Source organism: Mycobacterium sp. 852014-52144_SCH5372336 (assembly GCF_001665615.1).
Lineage (GTDB): Bacteria > Actinomycetota > Actinomycetes > Mycobacteriales > Mycobacteriaceae > Mycobacterium > Mycobacterium neumannii_A.
Map to the genome: position 1 here is coordinate 1 of NZ_LZSW01000061.1, position 18,076 is coordinate 18,076.

General features: G+C 66.1%; 13 protein-coding genes and 1 pseudogene. 4 read left to right on the forward strand and 10 right to left on the reverse strand.

All coding sequences use genetic code 11. The features are described 5' to 3' along the window. The 4 genes and pseudogenes from A5759_RS22155 to A5759_RS22170 all read right to left on the reverse strand — a co-directional run. Nucleotides 1-207 (reverse strand): annotated as a pseudogene (locus A5759_RS22155) (carbohydrate-binding protein); the annotation flags it as partial. A 405-nt stretch (nt 208-612) separates the two neighbouring features. Continuing rightward, the gene (locus tag A5759_RS22160; protein WP_064418935.1) at nt 613-858 is read right to left on the reverse strand and encodes a hypothetical protein; all 246 of its coding nucleotides are present in this window, start codon (nt 856-858) and stop codon (nt 613-615) included. 121 nt (nt 859-979) lie between these two features. After that, nucleotides 980-1,426: a hypothetical protein gene (locus A5759_RS22165; protein WP_068201285.1), complete on the reverse strand. Its 447-nt coding sequence runs from the start codon at nt 1,424-1,426 to the stop codon at nt 980-982. Between the two features lie 12 nt (nt 1,427-1,438). Beyond that, nucleotides 1,439-1,981, reverse strand: a complete 543-nt coding sequence (locus tag A5759_RS22170; RefSeq protein ID WP_068201287.1) for a TetR/AcrR family transcriptional regulator — start codon at nt 1,979-1,981, stop codon at nt 1,439-1,441. 101 nt (nt 1,982-2,082) lie between these two features. Between A5759_RS22170 and A5759_RS22175 the strand changes: the two genes are divergently transcribed. Next, nucleotides 2,083-3,225, forward strand: a complete 1,143-nt coding sequence (locus A5759_RS22175) for an NAD(P)/FAD-dependent oxidoreductase (protein ID WP_068201289.1) — start codon at nt 2,083-2,085, stop codon at nt 3,223-3,225. Here A5759_RS22175 and A5759_RS22180 read toward each other — a convergent pair. Beyond that, the gene (locus tag A5759_RS22180; protein WP_068201291.1) at nt 3,203-3,598 is read right to left on the reverse strand and encodes a hypothetical protein; all 396 of its coding nucleotides are present in this window, start codon (nt 3,596-3,598) and stop codon (nt 3,203-3,205) included. The two genes, A5759_RS22175 and A5759_RS22180, sit on opposite strands and share 23 nt — an antisense overlap. 53 nt (nt 3,599-3,651) lie before the next feature. Between A5759_RS22180 and A5759_RS22185 the strand changes: the two genes are divergently transcribed. Continuing rightward, nucleotides 3,652-4,755, forward strand: coding sequence for an epoxide hydrolase family protein (locus A5759_RS22185; protein ID WP_068201293.1), 1,104 nt, complete (start codon nt 3,652-3,654; stop codon nt 4,753-4,755). After that, nucleotides 4,756-6,135 (forward strand): NAD(P)-binding protein, encoded by a 1,380-nt coding sequence (locus A5759_RS22190; protein ID WP_068201295.1) that lies wholly within the window; start codon nt 4,756-4,758, stop codon nt 6,133-6,135. A gap of 94 nt (nt 6,136-6,229) precedes the next feature. Here the strand turns inward: A5759_RS22190 and A5759_RS22195 are convergent, their stop codons facing one another. From A5759_RS22195 to htpG, 4 genes are all read right to left on the reverse strand, one after another. Further along, complete coding sequence (locus tag A5759_RS22195) at nt 6,230-8,074, reverse strand: ABC transporter ATP-binding protein (RefSeq protein ID WP_068201297.1); 1,845 nt, start codon at nt 8,072-8,074, stop codon at nt 6,230-6,232. Further along, nucleotides 8,071-9,996: an ABC transporter ATP-binding protein gene (locus A5759_RS22200; RefSeq protein ID WP_068201299.1), complete on the reverse strand. Its 1,926-nt coding sequence runs from the start codon at nt 9,994-9,996 to the stop codon at nt 8,071-8,073. The genes A5759_RS22195 and A5759_RS22200 overlap by 4 nt, the downstream gene beginning before the upstream one ends. Before the next feature lie 41 nt (nt 9,997-10,037). Further along, nucleotides 10,038-11,918, reverse strand: coding sequence for an ABC transporter ATP-binding protein (locus A5759_RS22205; RefSeq protein ID WP_068201301.1), 1,881 nt, complete (start codon nt 11,916-11,918; stop codon nt 10,038-10,040). Nucleotides 11,919-12,011: 93 nt separating this feature from the next. Next, entirely contained in the window at nt 12,012-13,955 is a 1,944-nt protein-coding gene (htpG, locus tag A5759_RS22210) for a molecular chaperone HtpG (protein ID WP_068201303.1), read from the reverse strand. 229 nt (nt 13,956-14,184) lie between these two features. Between htpG and A5759_RS22215 the strand changes: the two genes are divergently transcribed. After that, the gene (locus A5759_RS22215; RefSeq protein ID WP_156617001.1) at nt 14,185-14,841 is read left to right on the forward strand and encodes a methyltransferase; all 657 of its coding nucleotides are present in this window, start codon (nt 14,185-14,187) and stop codon (nt 14,839-14,841) included. Nucleotides 14,842-14,866: 25 nt separating this feature from the next. Here the strand turns inward: A5759_RS22215 and A5759_RS22220 are convergent. Further along, a partial coding sequence (locus A5759_RS22220) for an acyl carrier protein (RefSeq protein WP_231984722.1) occupies nt 14,867-18,076 on the reverse strand: 3,210 nt, incomplete at its 5' end.

Genomic DNA, 18,076 nt, shown 5'->3' on the forward strand with positions numbered 1-18,076 from the left:
CTGACCCGACGGCGACTCGACTTCGGTAGCGACCGGCGCCCCGGCACCCACATCAGAGCCCACCGCACCGACGCTGGAGTCCACCGACGCGGTATCTCCACCGTCGGTCTGGGCCCACACCACACCCGACGACGACGCCACAGCCGATCCCACACCCAAGGCCACGGCCAACGCACCGATCCGGCCCACATACCGCGAATAACCCATGACCGCCCCTACCGGTGATTGTTGAATCGACGGTAAGCCCAGGTAACCGGCTGACGAATCGGGGAAAACCCTATGCTTTCAGCTATTCCTCGGCGAGCTTGGACGAAACTGCGCTACAAAGGCACCGCCCAAATCTCGAGACCACTAGCTAATTCCTTTGATTCGCAACCAGATATAGGTGCGCAGGAAAATAAAGTTACCGAATCATAGCTGCTCAGATGGCACAACTGGCCAAACCCAGTACAAATTTCTGATGCCGGCGTCGCGGAAATTCGGCGACTTTGCGGAATCATAATGTATTGCGCTGGCGTGGAGTACAACGCATCGCGCGTGCTGAGAACGCGTTGATACTTGCCTCTGAAATGATTGGGGCTGCTGATGGGGTTGTAATTCGCCCCTGGCTATTCAGCCGCCCAGCTCGGAGACCGCGGTGTCCAGTTGTGCTGCCTGCTCTTCGATTTCGCGGTCGGACGGCGCCTCACCGATGCGTTGCACCAGGTCGTCGCGGGACGCCACCTCGAGGGCGCCGCGGTAGTCGGCCGAGGCGAGCCGGCCCGCACCGATCACCTCCACCCGGCCTTCGACGACGACCAGGATGGCATTCCTCTCTTCGGACTGCAGCAGCGTGCGTACATCCTCGGTCGAGATCATGATTGGTTCCGTCCTGTCTGTTGTTGCAGCCGGTCGATCATCTCGGAGGCCTGCGGATCCTCCTGCGGCGCGCAGCCGGCGTCCTCACTCATGGCCTAGCTATGCCCGTTGATCGACCGGTCTATGCGAGCGCCAGCGCAGCGAGCATCGCGATGCAGGTGACGAGGTCAAGCGGCAACCGCAGCCAGCTTCGCCGGGTCCAGCGCACCGCCGCGGCCTCGTCGACCTCCGCAGGATCGCCCCTCTCGAACGCCACCGCCTTCGGTATGACGTCGACCAGCGACCACACCCGCATCACCGCATGGCTGGCCAGCGCCACCAGCAACGCGGTACGCACGTCGGCGTAGGACCACGCGGCGATGAGCGCGACGACGAGCAGCACCTCGAACGCGGTGTGCGCCGGGATCCAGAACCGGCGGCGCGAGAGACCGCCGTTGTGCGCCTGGATGATGCCGGGCCGCTTGGGCCAGGCAGGGTCGACGACGACGGTCTCATAAAGGCCGCCTCCGAACACGACACAGGCCAGCAGCGTGGCGGCGGCAATGGAAATGAGCGTCGGGGTCCACATCACCGCCGATTATTACGGGGCGTCCAGATAACGCTGCACTGTCGGTCCCACCGCCGCGACGATCTCCTCGTGCGACATCGCGACGATCGGCGGTAGCTGCAGCACGTACCGGCACAGCGCCAGCCCCAGTGTCTGCGTGGCGATCAACACCGCCCGCCGCTCGGTTGCGACGGGGTTGATCGCGGCGACGACGGGCAGCAGCTGCCGGGTGAAGATGTCGCTCATCCGTTGCGCCGCATCGTTGTTCGTCGCGCTCGACCGCAGCAGCACGATCAGCGCCTCATCGCGCTCCCACCGGTTCATGAAGTGGGACACCAGGCTGGCCCCGACGTCACCGGGATCGACACCGGACAGGTCGGGGATCTGCAGGTCGAAGTCGGCGGCCGCCGCGAACAACTGGTTCTTGTTGCCGAAATACCGCATCACCATCGACGGGTCGATGCCGGCGTCCGCGGCAATGGCCCGGATGGTGGCTCGTTCGAAACCCGATCGAGCGAACCGGTCGCGTGCTGCCGCCAGGATGACCGCCTTGGTCTGCTCCGAGGATCTCCGCATGCCAACAAGTGTAGGCCAACAAGTGTTGACAAAAGCTGAACCGGAGCACATAGTTGATGCCAACAAGCGTTGGCATAGACGGCCGGCGGAAGGAGAGGACGATGAACACCCACGACACCGATGTCCTGATCGTCGGGGCGGGCCCGACCGGACTGGCCGCGGCGGTCGCGTTGGTCTCGCACGGCGTGGCGACGACGGTGGTCGATCGCCAGGCCGCGGGCGCCAACACGTCGCGCGCAGCGGTGGTCAATGCCCGCACACTCGAGGTGCTCGAAGGGTTCGACGTGGCCAGGCGGCTGGTCAAAGAGGGCGTGCAGGCCGCGCGGTTCACGATCCGCGACCGCGGCCGCACGCTGATCCCGGTCGACTTCAGCGGGCTGCCGACCGAGTATCCGTATTCGTTGATGGTGTCGCAGGCCACCACCGAACGCCTGTTGCTCGAGCGACTGGAGGAAGTCGGCGGTCGTGTGCTGCGCCCGAAGACCCTGACCGCGCTCGCCGAGGATCGGACCGGCGTCACCGCGACGTTCGACGACGGCGACGCCATCCGCGCACGCTACGTCGTCGGCGCCGACGGAATCCGCAGCCTCGTGCGGGAGCAGGCTCAGATCGGGTTCGAGGGCAGCGTGTACGACGAGTCGTTCGTGCTCGCCGACGTCCGGCTCACCGGCCGCGCGCCCTCCGACGAGGTCATCCTGTACTGGGCCAAGGAGGGGCTGACCGTGGTGGCACCGCTGCCCGACGGCGTTCATCGGATCGTCGCGCCGGTCGCCGAGGCACCCGAGGAGCCATCGCAGGCGTTCGTTCAGCAGATCCTCGACGCCCGTATCGGCGCCGCGGCGCCGACGGTGAACGCGGTGATCTGGGGTTCACGCTTCCGCGTTCACCACCGGGTCGCCGACACCTTCCGCGCGGGCCGGCTGCTGCTGGCCGGTGACGCCGCGCATGTGCACAGTCCCGCCGGCGGGCAGGGCATGAACCTCGGTATCCAGGACGCGGTGGCACTCGCCGACGCGCTGACCGCTGTTCTCGCAGGCGAACCCGACGCCCGGCTCGACGACTACAGCGAGTCGCGGCGCCCCATCGCGCAGGAGGTCGTGGAGATGACCGATCGCCTCACCCGGCTGGCCACCCTCCCCCGCGCCGCGCGCCCGATCCGCAACACGGCGATCCGGCTGGCCGGGCTCGTGCCCGCGGTGCGCAACGGCCTGGCGCGCAGGCTCAGCGGTCTGGTCTACCGCTGAACTCCACCACCGTCGCCCGGCTGTGCCCGTACAGCACGGCCGCGGCGATGCCCGCCTCGACCATGGCGACCACTGTGGCCACGGCCATCACGGTCGAGGGGCCGTTGGTCGCCGCCGCACCGTGGTGATGGCCGGGCCCGGGCAGATGCAGCGCGATCATCGCCAGGTTCATCAGCGCGACGGCTACCCAGGTGCGCTGGCGCCCGTCGCGCCACAGGTCACGCGCGCAGAACAGGCATGCCCCGACCATCGCCGCCATCAGCGTCGCCGCGACCGGGGTCTCCGCATGACCGAGCATCGTCGCGTGTAGGCAGGCCGAGCTGGCCGCGAGCACGGCGCACGCCCGCCGTCCCACTGTTGCGATCGCCGTCATACAGATATCGACTCCCGCGGTCGCAGGAATTCATCCCGTGACAGGATCCGGACATGGCAGCGATCCGCCCGTTCCGCATCGCGATTCCCGATGACGACCTCGCCGACCTGCAGTCGCGGTTGCGCCGAACGCGGTGGGCCGAGGCCGAATGCGTCGACGACTGGAGTCAGGGCATTCCGCTGGCCTACACCCGCGAACTGGCCGAGTACTGGGCCGAGGGTTACGACTGGCGGGCCCGCGAGGCGGCGTTGAACCGGTTCGACCACTACACCACCGAGGTCGACGGGCTCGACATCCACTTCATCCATCAGCGCTCGTCGCAGGCCGATGCGTTCCCGTTGCTGATCACCCACGGCTGGCCGGGGTCGATCGTCGAGTTCCACAAGGTGATCGAACCGCTCACCGAGCGCGGCTTCGACGTGGTCTGCCCGTCGCTGCCGGGTTACGGCTTCTCCGGAAAGCCCACCGAAACAGGTTGGGGCATCGAGAAGATCGCCTCGGCCTGGGACACCCTGATGGGTGAGCTGGGCTATGACCGGTTCGGCGCGCAGGGCGGCGACTGGGGTGCCGCGGTCACCACGCAGATCGGCCGCAACGGGGGCCGCTGCAAAGCGATCCACCTGAACATGCCGCTCGGGTTCCCGCCCGGCAAGCTCGAGAATCCGACCGAAGAGGAGAAGCGGGCGCTGGAACGTGGCGCGTACTACCAGAAGTGGGATTCGGGTTATTCCAAACAGCAGTCCACCCGTCCGCAGACCCTCGGCTACGGCCTCGTCGATTCCCCGGTCGGGCAGCTGGCGTGGATCGTGGAGAAGTTCTGGTCGTGGATGGACTGCGACGGCCATCCGGAGAACGTGCTGACCAAAGACGAACTCCTGGACAACGTGATGCTGTACTGGCTGACCGCATCGGGTGCGTCGTCGGCCCGGCTCTACTGGGAGAGCTTCAACGCGTTCGGCGGGTTCGACCGCGTCGAACTCCCGACCGGCGTCGCGTCCTTTCCCAAAGAGATCCTGCAGGCCCCGCGCGACTGGTGCGAGAACGGATACAACATCACCCATTGGACGACGATGCCGCGCGGTGGCCACTTCGCGGCGTTCGAGCAGCCCGACCTGTACGTCGACGACGTCACGAAGTTCTTCGATAGCGTGCGATAGATGGGCAGGACGCTGGAGGCCGACTACTTGGTCGTGGGGGCGGGCGCGATGGGGCTCGCGTTCACCGACACGTTGGTCCACGAGTCGGATGCGACGGTCGTGGTGGTCGACCGCAACGACCAGCCCGGCGGTCACTGGACGACGGCGTACCCGTTCGTGCGGCTGCACCAGCCGTCGGCCTACTACGGAGTGAACTCGCGGGGGCTGGGCAGCGACACCGTTGACCAATTCGGGCTCAACGCAGGCTATTACGAGCTGGCCAGCGGCGCCGAGGTGTGCGCGTACTTCGACGCGGTGATGACCCAGCACCTGCTGCCGACCGGTCGGGTGACGTATCTGCCGATGAGCGAGTATCTCGGCGACGGGCGGGTGCGCACATTCGGCGGCGAGGACATCGAGGTGACGGCGCGGCGGGTGGTCACGACGCGGGTCGAGGTCGTCGTGCCGTCGATGCGGCGCCCGTCCTATGACATCGCAGACGGTGTCCATGTCGTGCCACCCAACAGCCTGCCGCGGCTGCCGGACCCGCGTGACCGCTATGTCGTTGTGGGAGCGGGCAAGACGGCGATGGACTCGTGCCTTTGGCTGTTGCGGCACGGCGTCACGCCGGAGCGGATGACGTGGATCAAGCCCCGCGAGTCGTGGGTGCTGGACCGGGCGGCCATTCAACCCGGCCGGCAGTTCGCGAAGCACACGATCGGGGATTTCGCCAACCAGTTGCTCGCGGTGCGGGAGGCGGAGTCGCTTCCGGATCTGTTCGAGCGGCTCGAGGACAAGGGCTGCCTGCAACGTATCGACCGGTCCGTGGAGCCGACGATGTATCGGTGCGCGATCCTGTCGCAGGCCGAGCTGTCGGAGCTGCGCCGCATCACCGACGTCGTGCGGATGGGCCACGTCCGGGCGATCGAGCACGGGCGGATCGCGCTCGACGACGGGGTGCGTGAGGTCGGCGACTCGGTGCTCTACATCGACTGCACCGCAGACGGTTTGGGCAAGGAGCCGGTAACGACGATCTTCGACGGCGACCACATCGCGCTGCAGACGGTGCGCACGTGTCAGCCGGCGTTCAGTGCGGCCGTCATTGCTCACGTCGAGACGGCGTATGCCGACGACGACGCCCGCAATGCGTTGTGCCGGCCAGTGCCTTACCCGCACGTCCCGGTCGACTGGCTGCGGATGATGTTGATCTTCAACGAGAACCAGCTGCAGTGGTTCTCCGACCCGGAGATGATGGCGTGGGTGGACGCGGCGCGGCTCAACGCGTTGCACCATGTGACCGCCAACGTCAGCGAACGGGCACGCGATCGGATCATCTCGATGCTCACCTCCGAGCTTCCCGCGGTCAACGAGAAGTTGGAAGCACTGCTGGCGCAGGCTTAGCACCGCGCCCGCTCCCGCTCCCCGCACCGAATCTGAGCTTGTGCACGAGATTTCGCGCGATTCTCGCGCATCTCTTCAGTTTCGGCGGCAACGGCTAAGCCAGCGACTCCACCCACGCGCGGTGCAGCGCGGCGTAGTGACCGCCCGAGCGGGCGATCAGTTCGGCGGGTGTGCCGTCCTCGACGATTCTGCCGTGCTCGAGCACCAGCACCCTGTCGGCGACCTGGACGGTGGACAAGCGGTGCGCGATCACCAACGCGGTGCGATCGGCGAGCACGGTCTCGAGCGCTCGCTGAACCATCCGCTCGCTGGGGATGTCCAACGACGACGTCGCCTCATCGAGGATCAGCACCGCGGGATCGGCAAGGAACGCCCGCGCGAACGCGACGAGTTGCCGCTGCCCCGCAGAGAGCCGGCCGCCACGTTTTGCGACATCGGTGTCGTATCCCTCGGGGAGTGCCCCGATGAAGCGGTCGGCGCCGACGGCTTCGGCCGCGGCGGCGACCTCGGCGTCGGTGGCGTCTGGCCGGCCGAACCGGATGTTGTCGGCGATGGTGCCGTCGAACATGAAGTTCTCCTGGGTGACCATCACGACGTGGCGGCGCAGTTCGCTCTGCGAAAGGTCGCGCAGGTCAACGCCGTCCAGCGTCACCGAGCCAGAGGTCGGATCGTAGAACCGCGCGATCAGCTTGGCGATCGTGGTCTTTCCGGCGCCGGTGGTGCCGACCAGCGCGACGGTCTGGCCCGCAGGCACCTCGAGCGTCAACCCCGGCAGGACCGGGCGGTCGGCGACGTACTGGAATCGCACATCGCGAAAGGCGATCTCGCCGCGCACGTGGGTCAGCGTCACGGGGTTCTTCGGGTCCTTGATACCCGGGCGCTGGGCGAGCACCCCAGCCAATTTCTCGAGGGCCGACGCCGCCGACTGGAACGTGTTGAAGAACTGCGAGATCTCCTGCATCGGTTCGAAGAACATGCGCAGGTACAGCAGGAACGCGGTCAGCGTGCCGATGGTCATCTGTCCGTTCAGGACGCGGTAGCCGCCGTACAGCAGCACCACGCCGGTGGTGAGGTTGCCGACGAGTTTGACCCCCGGCATGAAGATCGCGAGCAGTTGGAAGGTGCGCTCGTTGTCGGCCTTGTAGCGGTCGGCGATGCCTTCGAAGATCTGCTGGTTGCGCGGTTCGCGGCGGTAGGCCTGCACGGCCTTGATGCCCGTCATCGTCTCGACGAACTGCACGATCACCAACGCGGCGCTTTCGCGTACCCGCCGATACGTTCTCGCCGACTCGTTGCGGAACCACCACACCAGCCCGATCAAGACCGGGAAGGCGCCCAGGCACATCAACCCGAGCCGCCAGTCGAGCACGACGAGCAGGACCGCTGTGCCGAACAGCGTGAGCACCGCGGTGACCAGGCTGTCGAAGCCGGTCTCGAGCATGTCCTGGATGGCTTCGACGTCGTTGGTGGACCGACTCACCACCCGCCCCGAGGTGTACCGGTCGTGGAAGGCGATGTCCAGGCGCTGGAAGTGCCGAAACACCCTGCGGCGCAACTCCAGAAGCACTTTCTGCCCGATGCGCCCGGAGCGGCGGAGGAAGAACATCCGACTGGTGGCCTGCACCGCCACGACGATCGCGAGGGTGCCGACGATCATCAGCAGCGTGTGGGCCGGCCCGCCTTCGACGATCGGCGGGATGCCCCGGTCGATGCCGCGCTGTACGAGGATCGGAACCGACAGACGCGCGGCGTTCTCCACGACCACGACGAGGGCGAGCAGCCCGACGGTGAAGCGGTAGGGGCGCAGCAGGTCGCCGAGAAGTGAACGGGCCTCGCGGCGTCGGTCGATGGTCTCGTCGATCGGCAGGTCGTCTTGGTGTTCTTCGAACTTGCCGCGCCATTCTGGTGTCGCGGTATCAGTGGTGTCGGTGGCGGTCATCGGCGTTCGGCCTCCGAAGCGGCGAACCGTCGCTGCGCGGGGTCGCGGTGCAGCGCCTCCTGCTCCTCGACAGCGTGGTCGAGGCGGCTGCGGTCCCGATCGTCCTCCCACGCGCACGCACGCTCGGTGCCGTCGGCCAGCTCGTCATCGGCGGCCAACAGGTACCGGTACTGCGGCACCTCGGCGAGCAGCTCGGCGTGGGTGCCGACATGGGTGATGGTGCCGCCCTCTAGCAGGGCCACCCTGTCGGCAAGCAGGACCGTCGACGCGCGATGCGCCACAACGATTCCGGTGACGGAGTGCAGCACCCGGCGCAGCGCCTCCTCGACGACTGCTTCGGTGTGCACGTCGAGCGCGGACAGCGTGTCGTCGAGCACGAGGATCTTGGGCGCCGCCAGTATCGCGCGCGCCAGTGACAGCCGCTGCCGTTGCCCACCGGACAGGCTCATGCCCTGTTCACCGATGCGGGTCTCGAGGCCGAAGGGCAGGTCGTAGACGAAGTGGGCGGCCGCGACATCGATCGCCTCGGCCAGGTCGTCATCGGAGGCGTCCGGGCGTCCGAGCCTCAGGTTCTCGGCGACCGACATGGAGAACAGCGTCGGGTCCTCGAAGGCCGTGGCCACCGTTTCACGCAGCGCGGGCAGGGTGAATTCGCGAATGTCGCGCCCGTCGATGCGGATGGAACCCTCGGACACGTCGTACAGGCGAGACACGAGGGCGGCCAGCACCGACTTCCCCGACCCCGTCGACCCGACGAGCGCGAGCGTCTCCCCCGGTTCGACGGTGACCGTGACATGGCGCAGCGCGAACTCGTCCGAGTCGGGGAATCGGAATCCGACGTCGATGAGTTCCAGGCGTCCGCCGCTCGGCGGTTGGTCGACGGGACCGTCGACGATATCGATTGGCGTATCGAAGATCTCGGTGATCCGGTTCGCGGCGGTGAACGACTCCTGCGTCATCGACAACAAAAAGCCCAAGGAGGCGATCGGCCAGACCAGCGACAGCATCATCGTGATGAACGCGACCAGCGTGCCGAGGGTCACGTGACCCTCGCCGGCGGCGTAGGCCCCAAAACCGAGCACCACGATCAACGTCAGGTTGGGGATGACTTCGAGCAACGTCCAGAACTTCGCCGAGACCGAGACGCGATTGATCTGCGTGTCATAGAGATCGGTGAGTTGGTCGTCGAAGCGGTCGTAGACGTAGTCCTCGCGCCCGAAGGATTTGACCACCCGCAGCCCGAGCGCCGATTCCTCGACGTGGGTGGCGACGTGGCCCGCCTGATCCTGGGCCAACCGCGACAGGCGGGTGTACTCCTGTTGAAAATGCAGCACGGTCAGTGTGATCGGCACGATCGACACCACCACGACCACGCCCAGCGGCCAGTACATCGCCAGCAGAATGGCCGTCACGACGGTGATCTGCAGTCCGTTGAGTAGCAGGAAGAGCAAGCCGAAGGACATGAAGCGGCGAATCGTGCTGAGGTCGTTCATGATTCGCGACAGCAGCTGGCCGGACTGCCAGCGTCCGTGGAAGCTCATCGGCAGCACCTGCAGCCGCGCGTAGAGGTCCTTGCGGATGTCGGCCTCGACACCCATGGTCGCGCGTGCCGCCAGCCATCGGCGGATGAACCACAGCACCGCCTCGGTGATGCCGATGCCCATCGCGGCGGTGCCGAGCAGCCACAGCCCCTGCTGATCCTGGTGGCGCACCGGACCGTCGATGACGGCCTTGGTCATCAGCGGGATCGACACGGTGGCGGCGAGGCTGGCGATGGCGACGGTGACCATCGCGATCCAGCGCGCCCGATACGGCATCAGGTACGGCAGCATCCGCCACAGGTCCGAGCTCGCGCGTCGGCGTTGCGGTGGCGGGGCGATAGCCGGCGCTGAGCGCAGGGCCAGAACTTCGGGGTCAACCACTTAGTCCATCTTCCCACGCTGGGCAAACGGATAACGCGTGGTCATGCCGCTGCAGATTCCTGGGATCCGAACTGTGTCTCGTACAACTCGGCGTACCGGCCTCGGTTGGCGAGCAATTCGAAATGGGTGCCCCGCTCGACGATGCGCCCGTCCTCCACGACCAGGATCAGATCGGCCGCGCGCACGGTCGACAGGCGATGCGCGATCACGATCGATGTCCGACCGGCGAGCGCTTCGCCGAGGGCTTGCTGAACGGCGGCCTCCGATTCGGAGTCCAGCGATGCGGTGGCCTCGTCGAGCACGACGACCCGGGATCGACCCAGCAGCAGCCGCGCGATCGTCAACCGCTGGCGCTGTCCGCCGGACAAGCGGTAGCCCCGCTCACCGACCACGGTGTCGAGGCCGTCGGGCATCTCGGCGACCACATCGGCGAGCCGCGCCCGCTCGAGCGCCTCCCACAGTTGGTCATCGGTGGCATCGGGCGCCGCAAGCTTCAGGTTGGCCCGGATCGACTCGTGGAACAGGTGGCCGTCCTGAGTCACCACGCCGACGGTGTCCTTGAGCGACACGAACAACACGTCGCGGACATCCACGCCGTTGAGTGTGACCGCGCCGGAGTCGACGTCGTAGAGGCGGGCGAGCAGTGACGCGATCGTCGACTTGCCCGCCCCCGACGAACCCACCAGAGCCACCATCTGCCCGGGTCGCGCGGTGAACGAGATGCCGTGCAGCACTTCGTCACCGCCGCGGATGTCGAGTTCGGCGACCTCCTCCAGCGAGGCCAGCGACACCTTGTCCGCCGACGGGTACGAAAACCGCACATCGTCGAACTGCACCGCCACCGGACCGGCGGGGATCGCGACGGCTTCTGCCTTCTCCTCGATGAGCGGTTCGAGGTCGAGCACCTCGAAGACCCGCTCGAAGGACACCAGCGCGCTGGCGATCTCGACGTGGGCGTTGGCCAGTGCGGTCAGGGGCGCGTACAGGCGGGTCAACAGCAGTGCCAGGGACACGATCGCGCCTGCCTGCAAGTGGCCGCCGATGGCCAGCGCGCCGCCGAGCCCATAGACGAGCGCGAGCGCCAACGCCGACATGAACGTCAGCGAGTTCATGAAGACCGACTGCAGCATCGCGGTTTTCACGCCGATGTCGCGGACGCGGCCGGCCCGCAGCGAGAACTCGCGCGATTCGGTCGCCGGATCGCCGAACAGCTTGACCAGTGTGGCACCGGGCGCCGAGAACCGTTCGGTCATCTGCGTATTCATGGTCGCGTTGTGGGTGGCGGCCTCGCGGGACAGCCGAGCCATCGTGCGACCGATCCGGCGGGCGGGAACGATGAACAGAGGCACGAGCACCAGCGAGAGCAGGGTGACCTGCCACGAGATCGACAGCATCACCACCAATGTCAGCGTGAGCGTGACGAGGTTGGCTACCACACCGGAGAGGGTGTCGGAGAAGGCGCGTTGCGCCCCCATCACATCGTTGCCGAGCCGGCTCACCAGCGCGCCGGTCCGCGTGCGGGTGAAGAAGGCGACCGGCATCCGCTGCACGTGGTCGAAGACCGCGGTGCGCAAATCGAGAATGAGGCCCTCACCGATCGTCGACGACAACCACCTCGTCACCAGCGAGGCGGCAGTCTCGGCAACGGCCACCGCCGCGATGACAGCAGCCAGCAGCAGAACCGTGCGTGCCGAACCTGCCGTGATGGCGTCGACGACCTTGCCGGCCAGCACGGGGGTAGCGACGCCGAGGAGCGCGGAGACCACGCTGACCGCGACGAACGCGCGCAACCGAGGATGATGGCGGGCAGCGAAACGCCAGATGCGACGCAGCAACGCCGAGTTCAGCAGCGACCGCAGATCGCCGCCGCGGGCATGCGACTGCCGGTACAGCGTCTGCCGCGCGACCGTTTCCATGCTCATGAAATCACCGTAGAACCTCAACAATGGATGAGGTCAACGGCTTCCCGTGCCGCTGACCAGGGCACATACGGGATACCCGGTTCGGTAACTCGTTTACATGGTGCGGGCGAGGCGTTCGGCGATCAGTCCGGCGAACTTGGCCGGGTCGTCGGGCAAATCGCCTTCGGCCAGCAGGGCCGTTCCGTAGAGCAATTCTGCGGTGTCGGTCAGTGCGGCAGCGTCGTTCAGTTCAGCAGCGTCGGCGCTGTTCTTGTGCGCCTCCCGCAGACCCGTGACGAGCGGATGCTTCGGGTTGAGTTCGAGGATGCGCTTCGAGGTCGGCACCGTCTGCCCGGAGGCCCGGTACATGCGGGCGAGTGCGGGTGTGATGCCGAAGGTCGGGGTGATCAGGCACGCCGGGGAGTCGGTGAGACGGGTGGACAGCCGGACCTCGGAGACGTGCTCGCTCAGCGTCTCCTTCAACCAGTCGAGCAACTCTGCGAACTCCTTCTGCTGTTCCTCGCGCTCGGCATCGCTCTTCTCCTCGTCCGAGTCGAGGTCGACCTCGCCGCGCGCGACCGACTGCAGCGGTTTGCCGTCGAACTCCGGCACAGAGGCCACCCAAACCTCGTCGACCGGATCGGTGAGCAGCAACACCTCGTAACCCTTGGCGCGGAACGCTTCCAGATGAGGCGACTTCATGAGTTGCTCACGCGACTGTCCGGTGGCGTAGAAGATCTGCTCTTGGCCGTCCTTCATCCGCTCGACGTACTGAGTCAGGGTGGTGGGTTCCTCGTCGCTGTGGGTGGAGGCGAACGACGAGATTCGCAGCAGGGTGTCGCGGTTGTCGAAATCCGACATCAAACCCTCTTTGACGACGGGTCCGAAGTGGGTCCAGAACGTGCGGTAGTCCTCGGGCCGTTCGGACTGCAACTCCTGAATCGTCGACAGGACCTTCTTGGTCAGCCGGCGGCGAATCGCGGTGACCTGCCGGTCCTGTTGGAGGATCTCCCGAGAGACGTTGAGCGACATGTCCTGTGCGTCGACGACACCCTTGACGAAGCGCAGGTACATCGGCATGAGGTCTTCGCAGTCGCCCATGATGAACACGCGCCGCACGTACAGCTGGATGCCGACCTTGGCGTCGCGGGTAAACAGGTCGAACGGCGCTTGCGACGGGATGAACAGCAAGGCCTGGTACTCGAAGGTGCCTTCGGCTTTCATCGCGATCACCTCGAGAGGGTCGTCCCAGGCGTGCGCGATGTGCTTGTAGAACTCCTTGTACTCCTCGTCGGAGACCTCGTCCTTGGACTTGGCCCACAGCGCCTTCATCGAGTTGAGGGTCTGCGTCTCGACAGTGACGGTCTCCTCACCGCCCTCTTCTTCCGGCGGGGTGCGGCGCTCAACGTCCATCCGGATGGGCCAGGCGATGAAGTCGGAGTACTTCTTGACCAGCTCCCGGATCTTCCACTCCGAGGTGTAGTCGTGCAGCTGGTCCTCGGTGTCTTCGGGCTTGAGGTGCAGGGTGACCGAGGTGCCCTGGGGCGCGTTCTCAACGGATTCGATGGTGTAGGTGGCCTCGCCGCTCGAGACCCACCGGGTCGCCTCGCTCTCGCCGGCCTTGCGGGTGAGCAGCTCGACCTTGTCGGCGACCATGAACGTCGAATAGAAGCCGATGCCGAACTGACCGATCAGTTCCTCGGCGGCGGCGGCGTTCTTCGCCTCGTGCAACTGCTGCCGGAGCTGGCCGGTGCCCGACCTGGCGAGCGTGCCGATGAGCTCGACGACCTCGTCGTGGGTCATGCCGATGCCGTTGTCGCGGACGGTCAGGGTGCGGGCCTCATTGTCGGGGACGATCTCGATATGCAGATCGGAGGTGTCGACGTCCAGGTCCTTGTTGCGCAGCGCCTCCAGCCGCAGCTTGTCCAGCGCGTCGGAGGAATTCGAGATCAGCTCCCGCAGGAACGAATCCTTATTGGAGTAGACCGAGTGGATCAGCAATTCCAGGAGTTGGCGGGCCTCTGCCTGGAACTCCAACTCCTCGACTCGTGCAGACATGCGCCTCCGTTCGACACGAGGGACCTGTGGTTACCGGGATTCATGGATGATATCGAGCGGATCTTCACCGAGTTCGGGCGATCAGTCGTCACGACCCGCAACCGGCGGTGGCGGGCAGAACAGTCGGTTCACGCTCACAGTCGCTCTTGGGGGACGGTACTTTACAAGCGAGAGACCGGCTCGCGGTAGCCGACGATTAGAAGGGGAATCGTTGAAGACCACTCCCAAGATGTTGGCGTTCGGTTTGGTCGAACCTGCCACGTTCGGACTGATCCTGTTCCTCGCAGCAGGCACCTTCGACTACTGGCAAGCGTGGGTCTTCCTCGTCGTGTTCGCCCTGTCGGGGTGGATTCCCAGCATCTACCTGATGCGAAAAAATCCGGTCGCGCTCGAGCGGCGGATGCGTGGGGGTCCGTCGGCAGAATCGCGCAGGACCCAGAAGTTCGTCATGGCCGGCTCGTGGTTGACCCTCGCGTCGATGCTGGCAGTCAGCGCACTCGACCATCGCTTTGCCTGGTCATCGGTGCCCACGTCGATCTGCATAGTGGGCATCATTCTGGTGGCCGTCGGCATGACTGTGATGATGCTGGTGGTCATTCAGAACAGCCATGCGGCCGCGACGGTTCGCGTGGAGGAAGGCCAGACGCTCATCTCCACCGGCCTTTACGGGATGGTGCGGCATCCCATGTACACCGGCAACGTGATCCTCATGGTCGGCATACCGTTGGCGCTGGGCTCCTACGTCGGGCTCGTCTTCGTCATCCTCGGCGTGGCCATCCTCACCTTCCGCATCCGCGATGAGGAGAACATGCTGAGGGCGGAGCTGGACGGATACCCCGAGTACACCGAGAGGGTTCGCCACCGCCTGGTGCCGTACGTGTGGTGACGGTGCCGCGGCGGCCGCCCGCCTACTACGTCGTCAACCGCTGACTCAAGGTCCTGACCGACGGATCGTCGATCAGCGCGGTCACTGGGAGCCGGCTGTCGAGGGCGGCGTTGATCGCAGCGATCGCGCGCATCGCCGAAATCGAATCTCCACCCAGATCGAAGAACGACTCATCGATGCCCACGTGGTCTGTTTCCAGAACATGGGCGAAAATGCCGGCCACTACGCGCTCGGTCACGGTAGCCGGCGCTCGATCGGCAGCACCGGCGCTGCGATTTTCGGCTACCAGCACCGAACCCACGTCGGTCATCTCTTGTCCGCCAAGCAAATTCATTGTCGACAGCTGTCGGTTGGGATCGTCGGTCATGGCCGACAGCACCCACTGGAACCGTTCGATGAGCGATTCGATGTCCGCAGTGTCGAAGATGTCCGTGCGGAACTGAACGCGCAGTTCCAGTTCACGACCGGGTATGGCTTGAACCGCCAACGGATAGTGGTAGAAGTCGCGGTTGGAGACCTCGACGATGCCCAGGTCGTCGGCACTCGAGAGCGCCGCGGTGTTAGACGGGTAGTTCTCGTAGACGAAGACGGTGTCGAACAATTGGGCGTGCCCGGTGAACCGATGGATCTTGCGCAGCGCCAAGTGCTGGTGTTCGAAGGTGTCGTTGTAGTGGCTCTGGAGCTGTTCGAGCAGCTCGGCGACGGTGGTCTCCGCCGCGGTGTTCGCCCGCATCGGCACGGTGTTGATCAATAGGCCCACCATCGAGTCGGCACCTGGCACCTCTGTGGGCCGACCCGACACCGTCACGCCGAACGCCACGTCGTGCTCGCCGGTCAACCAGGTCAGCAGTAGCGCCCAGGCGCCCTGCAACACAGTGCTGACCGTAGTGCGATGTGTTCGCGCCAGTTCGCTGACCGCACCGGTCGCATCGTGCGGTATCCGGAACGTTCGAGTGTCCCGCGGCCCGACGCCCAGCCGGTCCGGAGCAGCGACCAGGGTCGGAGTGGCGAAGCCGTCCAAGACTCGGCGCCACGCCGTCTGGGCGGCGCCGTGGTCGCGGTCAGCCAGCCAGGTGAAGAACCGCCGGTACGGCACCGCAGCCGGCAGCCGCTGCCCGTAGTAACTGACGAACATCTCCTGGAGCACGATCGACAGCGACCAACCGTCCATCAGGATGTGGTGGCTGGTGATCACGATCTGGTGCCGGTCCGCTGCGGTGCGGATCAGAGCGACCCGGAACGCAGGATTTTCGGCGAGGTCGAATACCGCCGCCCGTTCGGCTGCGTGAATGTGCTGTGCCTCATTCTCGGCATCGGCGGCGTCGAGCTCGAGGTACTGCCACCCCGCCCCGGCATCACGCGGGATGATCTGCACCGGCTGGTCGAACTGCTCGTTGAACCGAGCGGCCAGGTTCGGATGGCGACGCACCACCGTACGCACCGCCTCATGCAGCCGGTACTGGTCGAGCGGACCGGCAACGGTGAGCACCAACTGGACCGCATACACGTCGTCACCGGCGGCATGGGCCGCGTTGGCGTGGAACAGCAGGCCCTGCTGCAGCGGGGTCAACGGCAACACATCCGCGATGCGGTATCTCCGCTCCAGTTCGTCGATCTGCTGCTGGCTCAGCCGAAGCGGGGTGATGTCGGACGGAGTCAGACCCGCACCACCGCGTCGCACGTGTGCGCAGATGCCGGCCAGCGCCTCGAACCACAGTCGGCCCAGCCGGCTGACCTGAGCCTCCTCGACAGCCGAGGGCGCCCAGGTCCAGTTGGCGTGCAACTGCGGACCCGACTCGGTGTCGGCCGTGCTGGCATTCAGATCGATCGTGTGCGGAAGCGTCAACGGGATGTCCAAGCTTGCGCGGGCGACAGCCCCGCTGTCAGGGCTGACGCGCCAGAACTCATCCGACAGTTCACCGGCGGCAGCACCTAGCCGTCCGAGGTAGTTGAACCCGATTCGGGGGTCCGGCCCGTCCAGGTCGACATCGGAGTTCAGATAGCGCAAAACCCCGTACGTCAGGCCGTCGGGCATGGCGCGCAGGTCTTCTTTGGCCGACTTGATGACCGTGCCGAGCGCTGGATCCCCGGCGATCACCTGCGCCCACGACAAACCACCCACGGTCAACGACACCGGATACTTGGTGGTGAACCAGCCCACCGTGCGCGACAGGTCGACATCATCGGCCAAATCGTCGGCGCGGCCGTGCCCCTCCACGTCGATGCCAACCGCCGCGGCGCCACTGCCGAGGAACTCCGAAACCGCGAGCCCGAACGCAATCAACAAAATGTCTTGCACCCCGGCATGGAAGGCCGCGGGCACCTCACCGAGCAGCATGCGCGTCGTCTGGGCATCGAGCTGGGTAGAGAACTGTCCGGCGTTGGCGAAGGTATCCACACCCGGCTCCGCCGCCGGCAACGCCGCAGGGGTTGCGGCGACGCGCCGCCACATTTCGGCTTGGGCCACGACAGCAGGATCGTGCGCGTGTTCCTCAAGCAGGCGCGCCCACCGGGCAAACGACGTTCCGCCCGCCGACAATTGGATCGGCTGCCCACTGCGGTGCTGAGCCCAGGCAACGTTCAAGTCTTCCAACAAGATCCGCCACGACACACCGTCGACAGCCAGATGGTGGACCACCATGGCCAGCTGGTTGGTCTCGGATGCCCACACCACGCTGACCATCGCGCCTGCCGCCGGGTTCAACCGCGACCGAGCCTCGGCGACGGCAGCGTCGGACAACACCTCCACGGCTTGCACGCAACCGCCGGCCAGCACCGTCCCCGCTTCGGGCACCGTCAACGACCAAGCGGCGCCACGGCCATATTCGTCGTCGACGCGGGCCCGCAGCATGGCGTGCCGATCCAACAGCGCCTGCAGCACCACCACCACGTCGGCCTCGGTCACCCCAGCGGGAGCCTCGACCACCACGGTCTGGTTGAACTGGTCGACCGCGCCGTCCTCCCGCTGCAGCCACCGCATGATCGGGGTGGCCGGCACGTGTTCGACGGCCTCGTTCCCGTCGTCTCGCACCACGACCCACGCGAGTTTGGCCACTCTCGCCAATCGAGACACCGTCTGCTCGACGAACACCTGGCGCGGTTTGACCATGACACCGGCGGTGAGGGCGCGGGATACGACCTGCATCGACAAGATGCTGTCGCCGCCGAGTTCGAAGAAGGAGTCGTCGACGCCGACGCGGTCCAGGCCCAGGACTTGGGCGTAGATGCGGGCCAG

What these genes read in the sequence shown, in the direction of transcription:
- A5759_RS22160 (WP_064418935.1), bottom strand. Translation starts at nt 858, where the DNA reads ATGATCTCGACCGAGGATGTACGCACGCTGCTGCAGTCCGAAGAGAGG.
- A5759_RS22165 (WP_068201285.1), bottom strand. Translation starts at nt 1,426, where the DNA reads ATGTGGACCCCGACGCTCATTTCCATTGCCGCCGCCACGCTGCTGGCC.
- A5759_RS22170 (WP_068201287.1), bottom strand. Translation starts at nt 1,981, where the DNA reads ATGCGGAGATCCTCGGAGCAGACCAAGGCGGTCATCCTGGCGGCAGCA.
- A5759_RS22175 (WP_068201289.1), top strand. Translation starts at nt 2,083, where the DNA reads ATGAACACCCACGACACCGATGTCCTGATCGTCGGGGCGGGCCCGACC.
- A5759_RS22180 (WP_068201291.1), bottom strand. Translation starts at nt 3,598, where the DNA reads ATGACGGCGATCGCAACAGTGGGACGGCGGGCGTGCGCCGTGCTCGCG.
- A5759_RS22185 (WP_068201293.1), top strand. Translation starts at nt 3,652, where the DNA reads ATGGCAGCGATCCGCCCGTTCCGCATCGCGATTCCCGATGACGACCTC.
- A5759_RS22190 (WP_068201295.1), top strand. Translation starts at nt 4,756, where the DNA reads ATGGGCAGGACGCTGGAGGCCGACTACTTGGTCGTGGGGGCGGGCGCG.
- A5759_RS22195 (WP_068201297.1), bottom strand. Translation starts at nt 8,074, where the DNA reads ATGACCGCCACCGACACCACTGATACCGCGACACCAGAATGGCGCGGC.
- A5759_RS22205 (WP_068201301.1), bottom strand. Translation starts at nt 11,918, where the DNA reads ATGAGCATGGAAACGGTCGCGCGGCAGACGCTGTACCGGCAGTCGCAT.
- htpG (WP_068201303.1), bottom strand. Translation starts at nt 13,955, where the DNA reads ATGTCTGCACGAGTCGAGGAGTTGGAGTTCCAGGCAGAGGCCCGCCAA.
- A5759_RS22215 (WP_156617001.1), top strand. Translation starts at nt 14,185, where the DNA reads ATGTTGGCGTTCGGTTTGGTCGAACCTGCCACGTTCGGACTGATCCTG.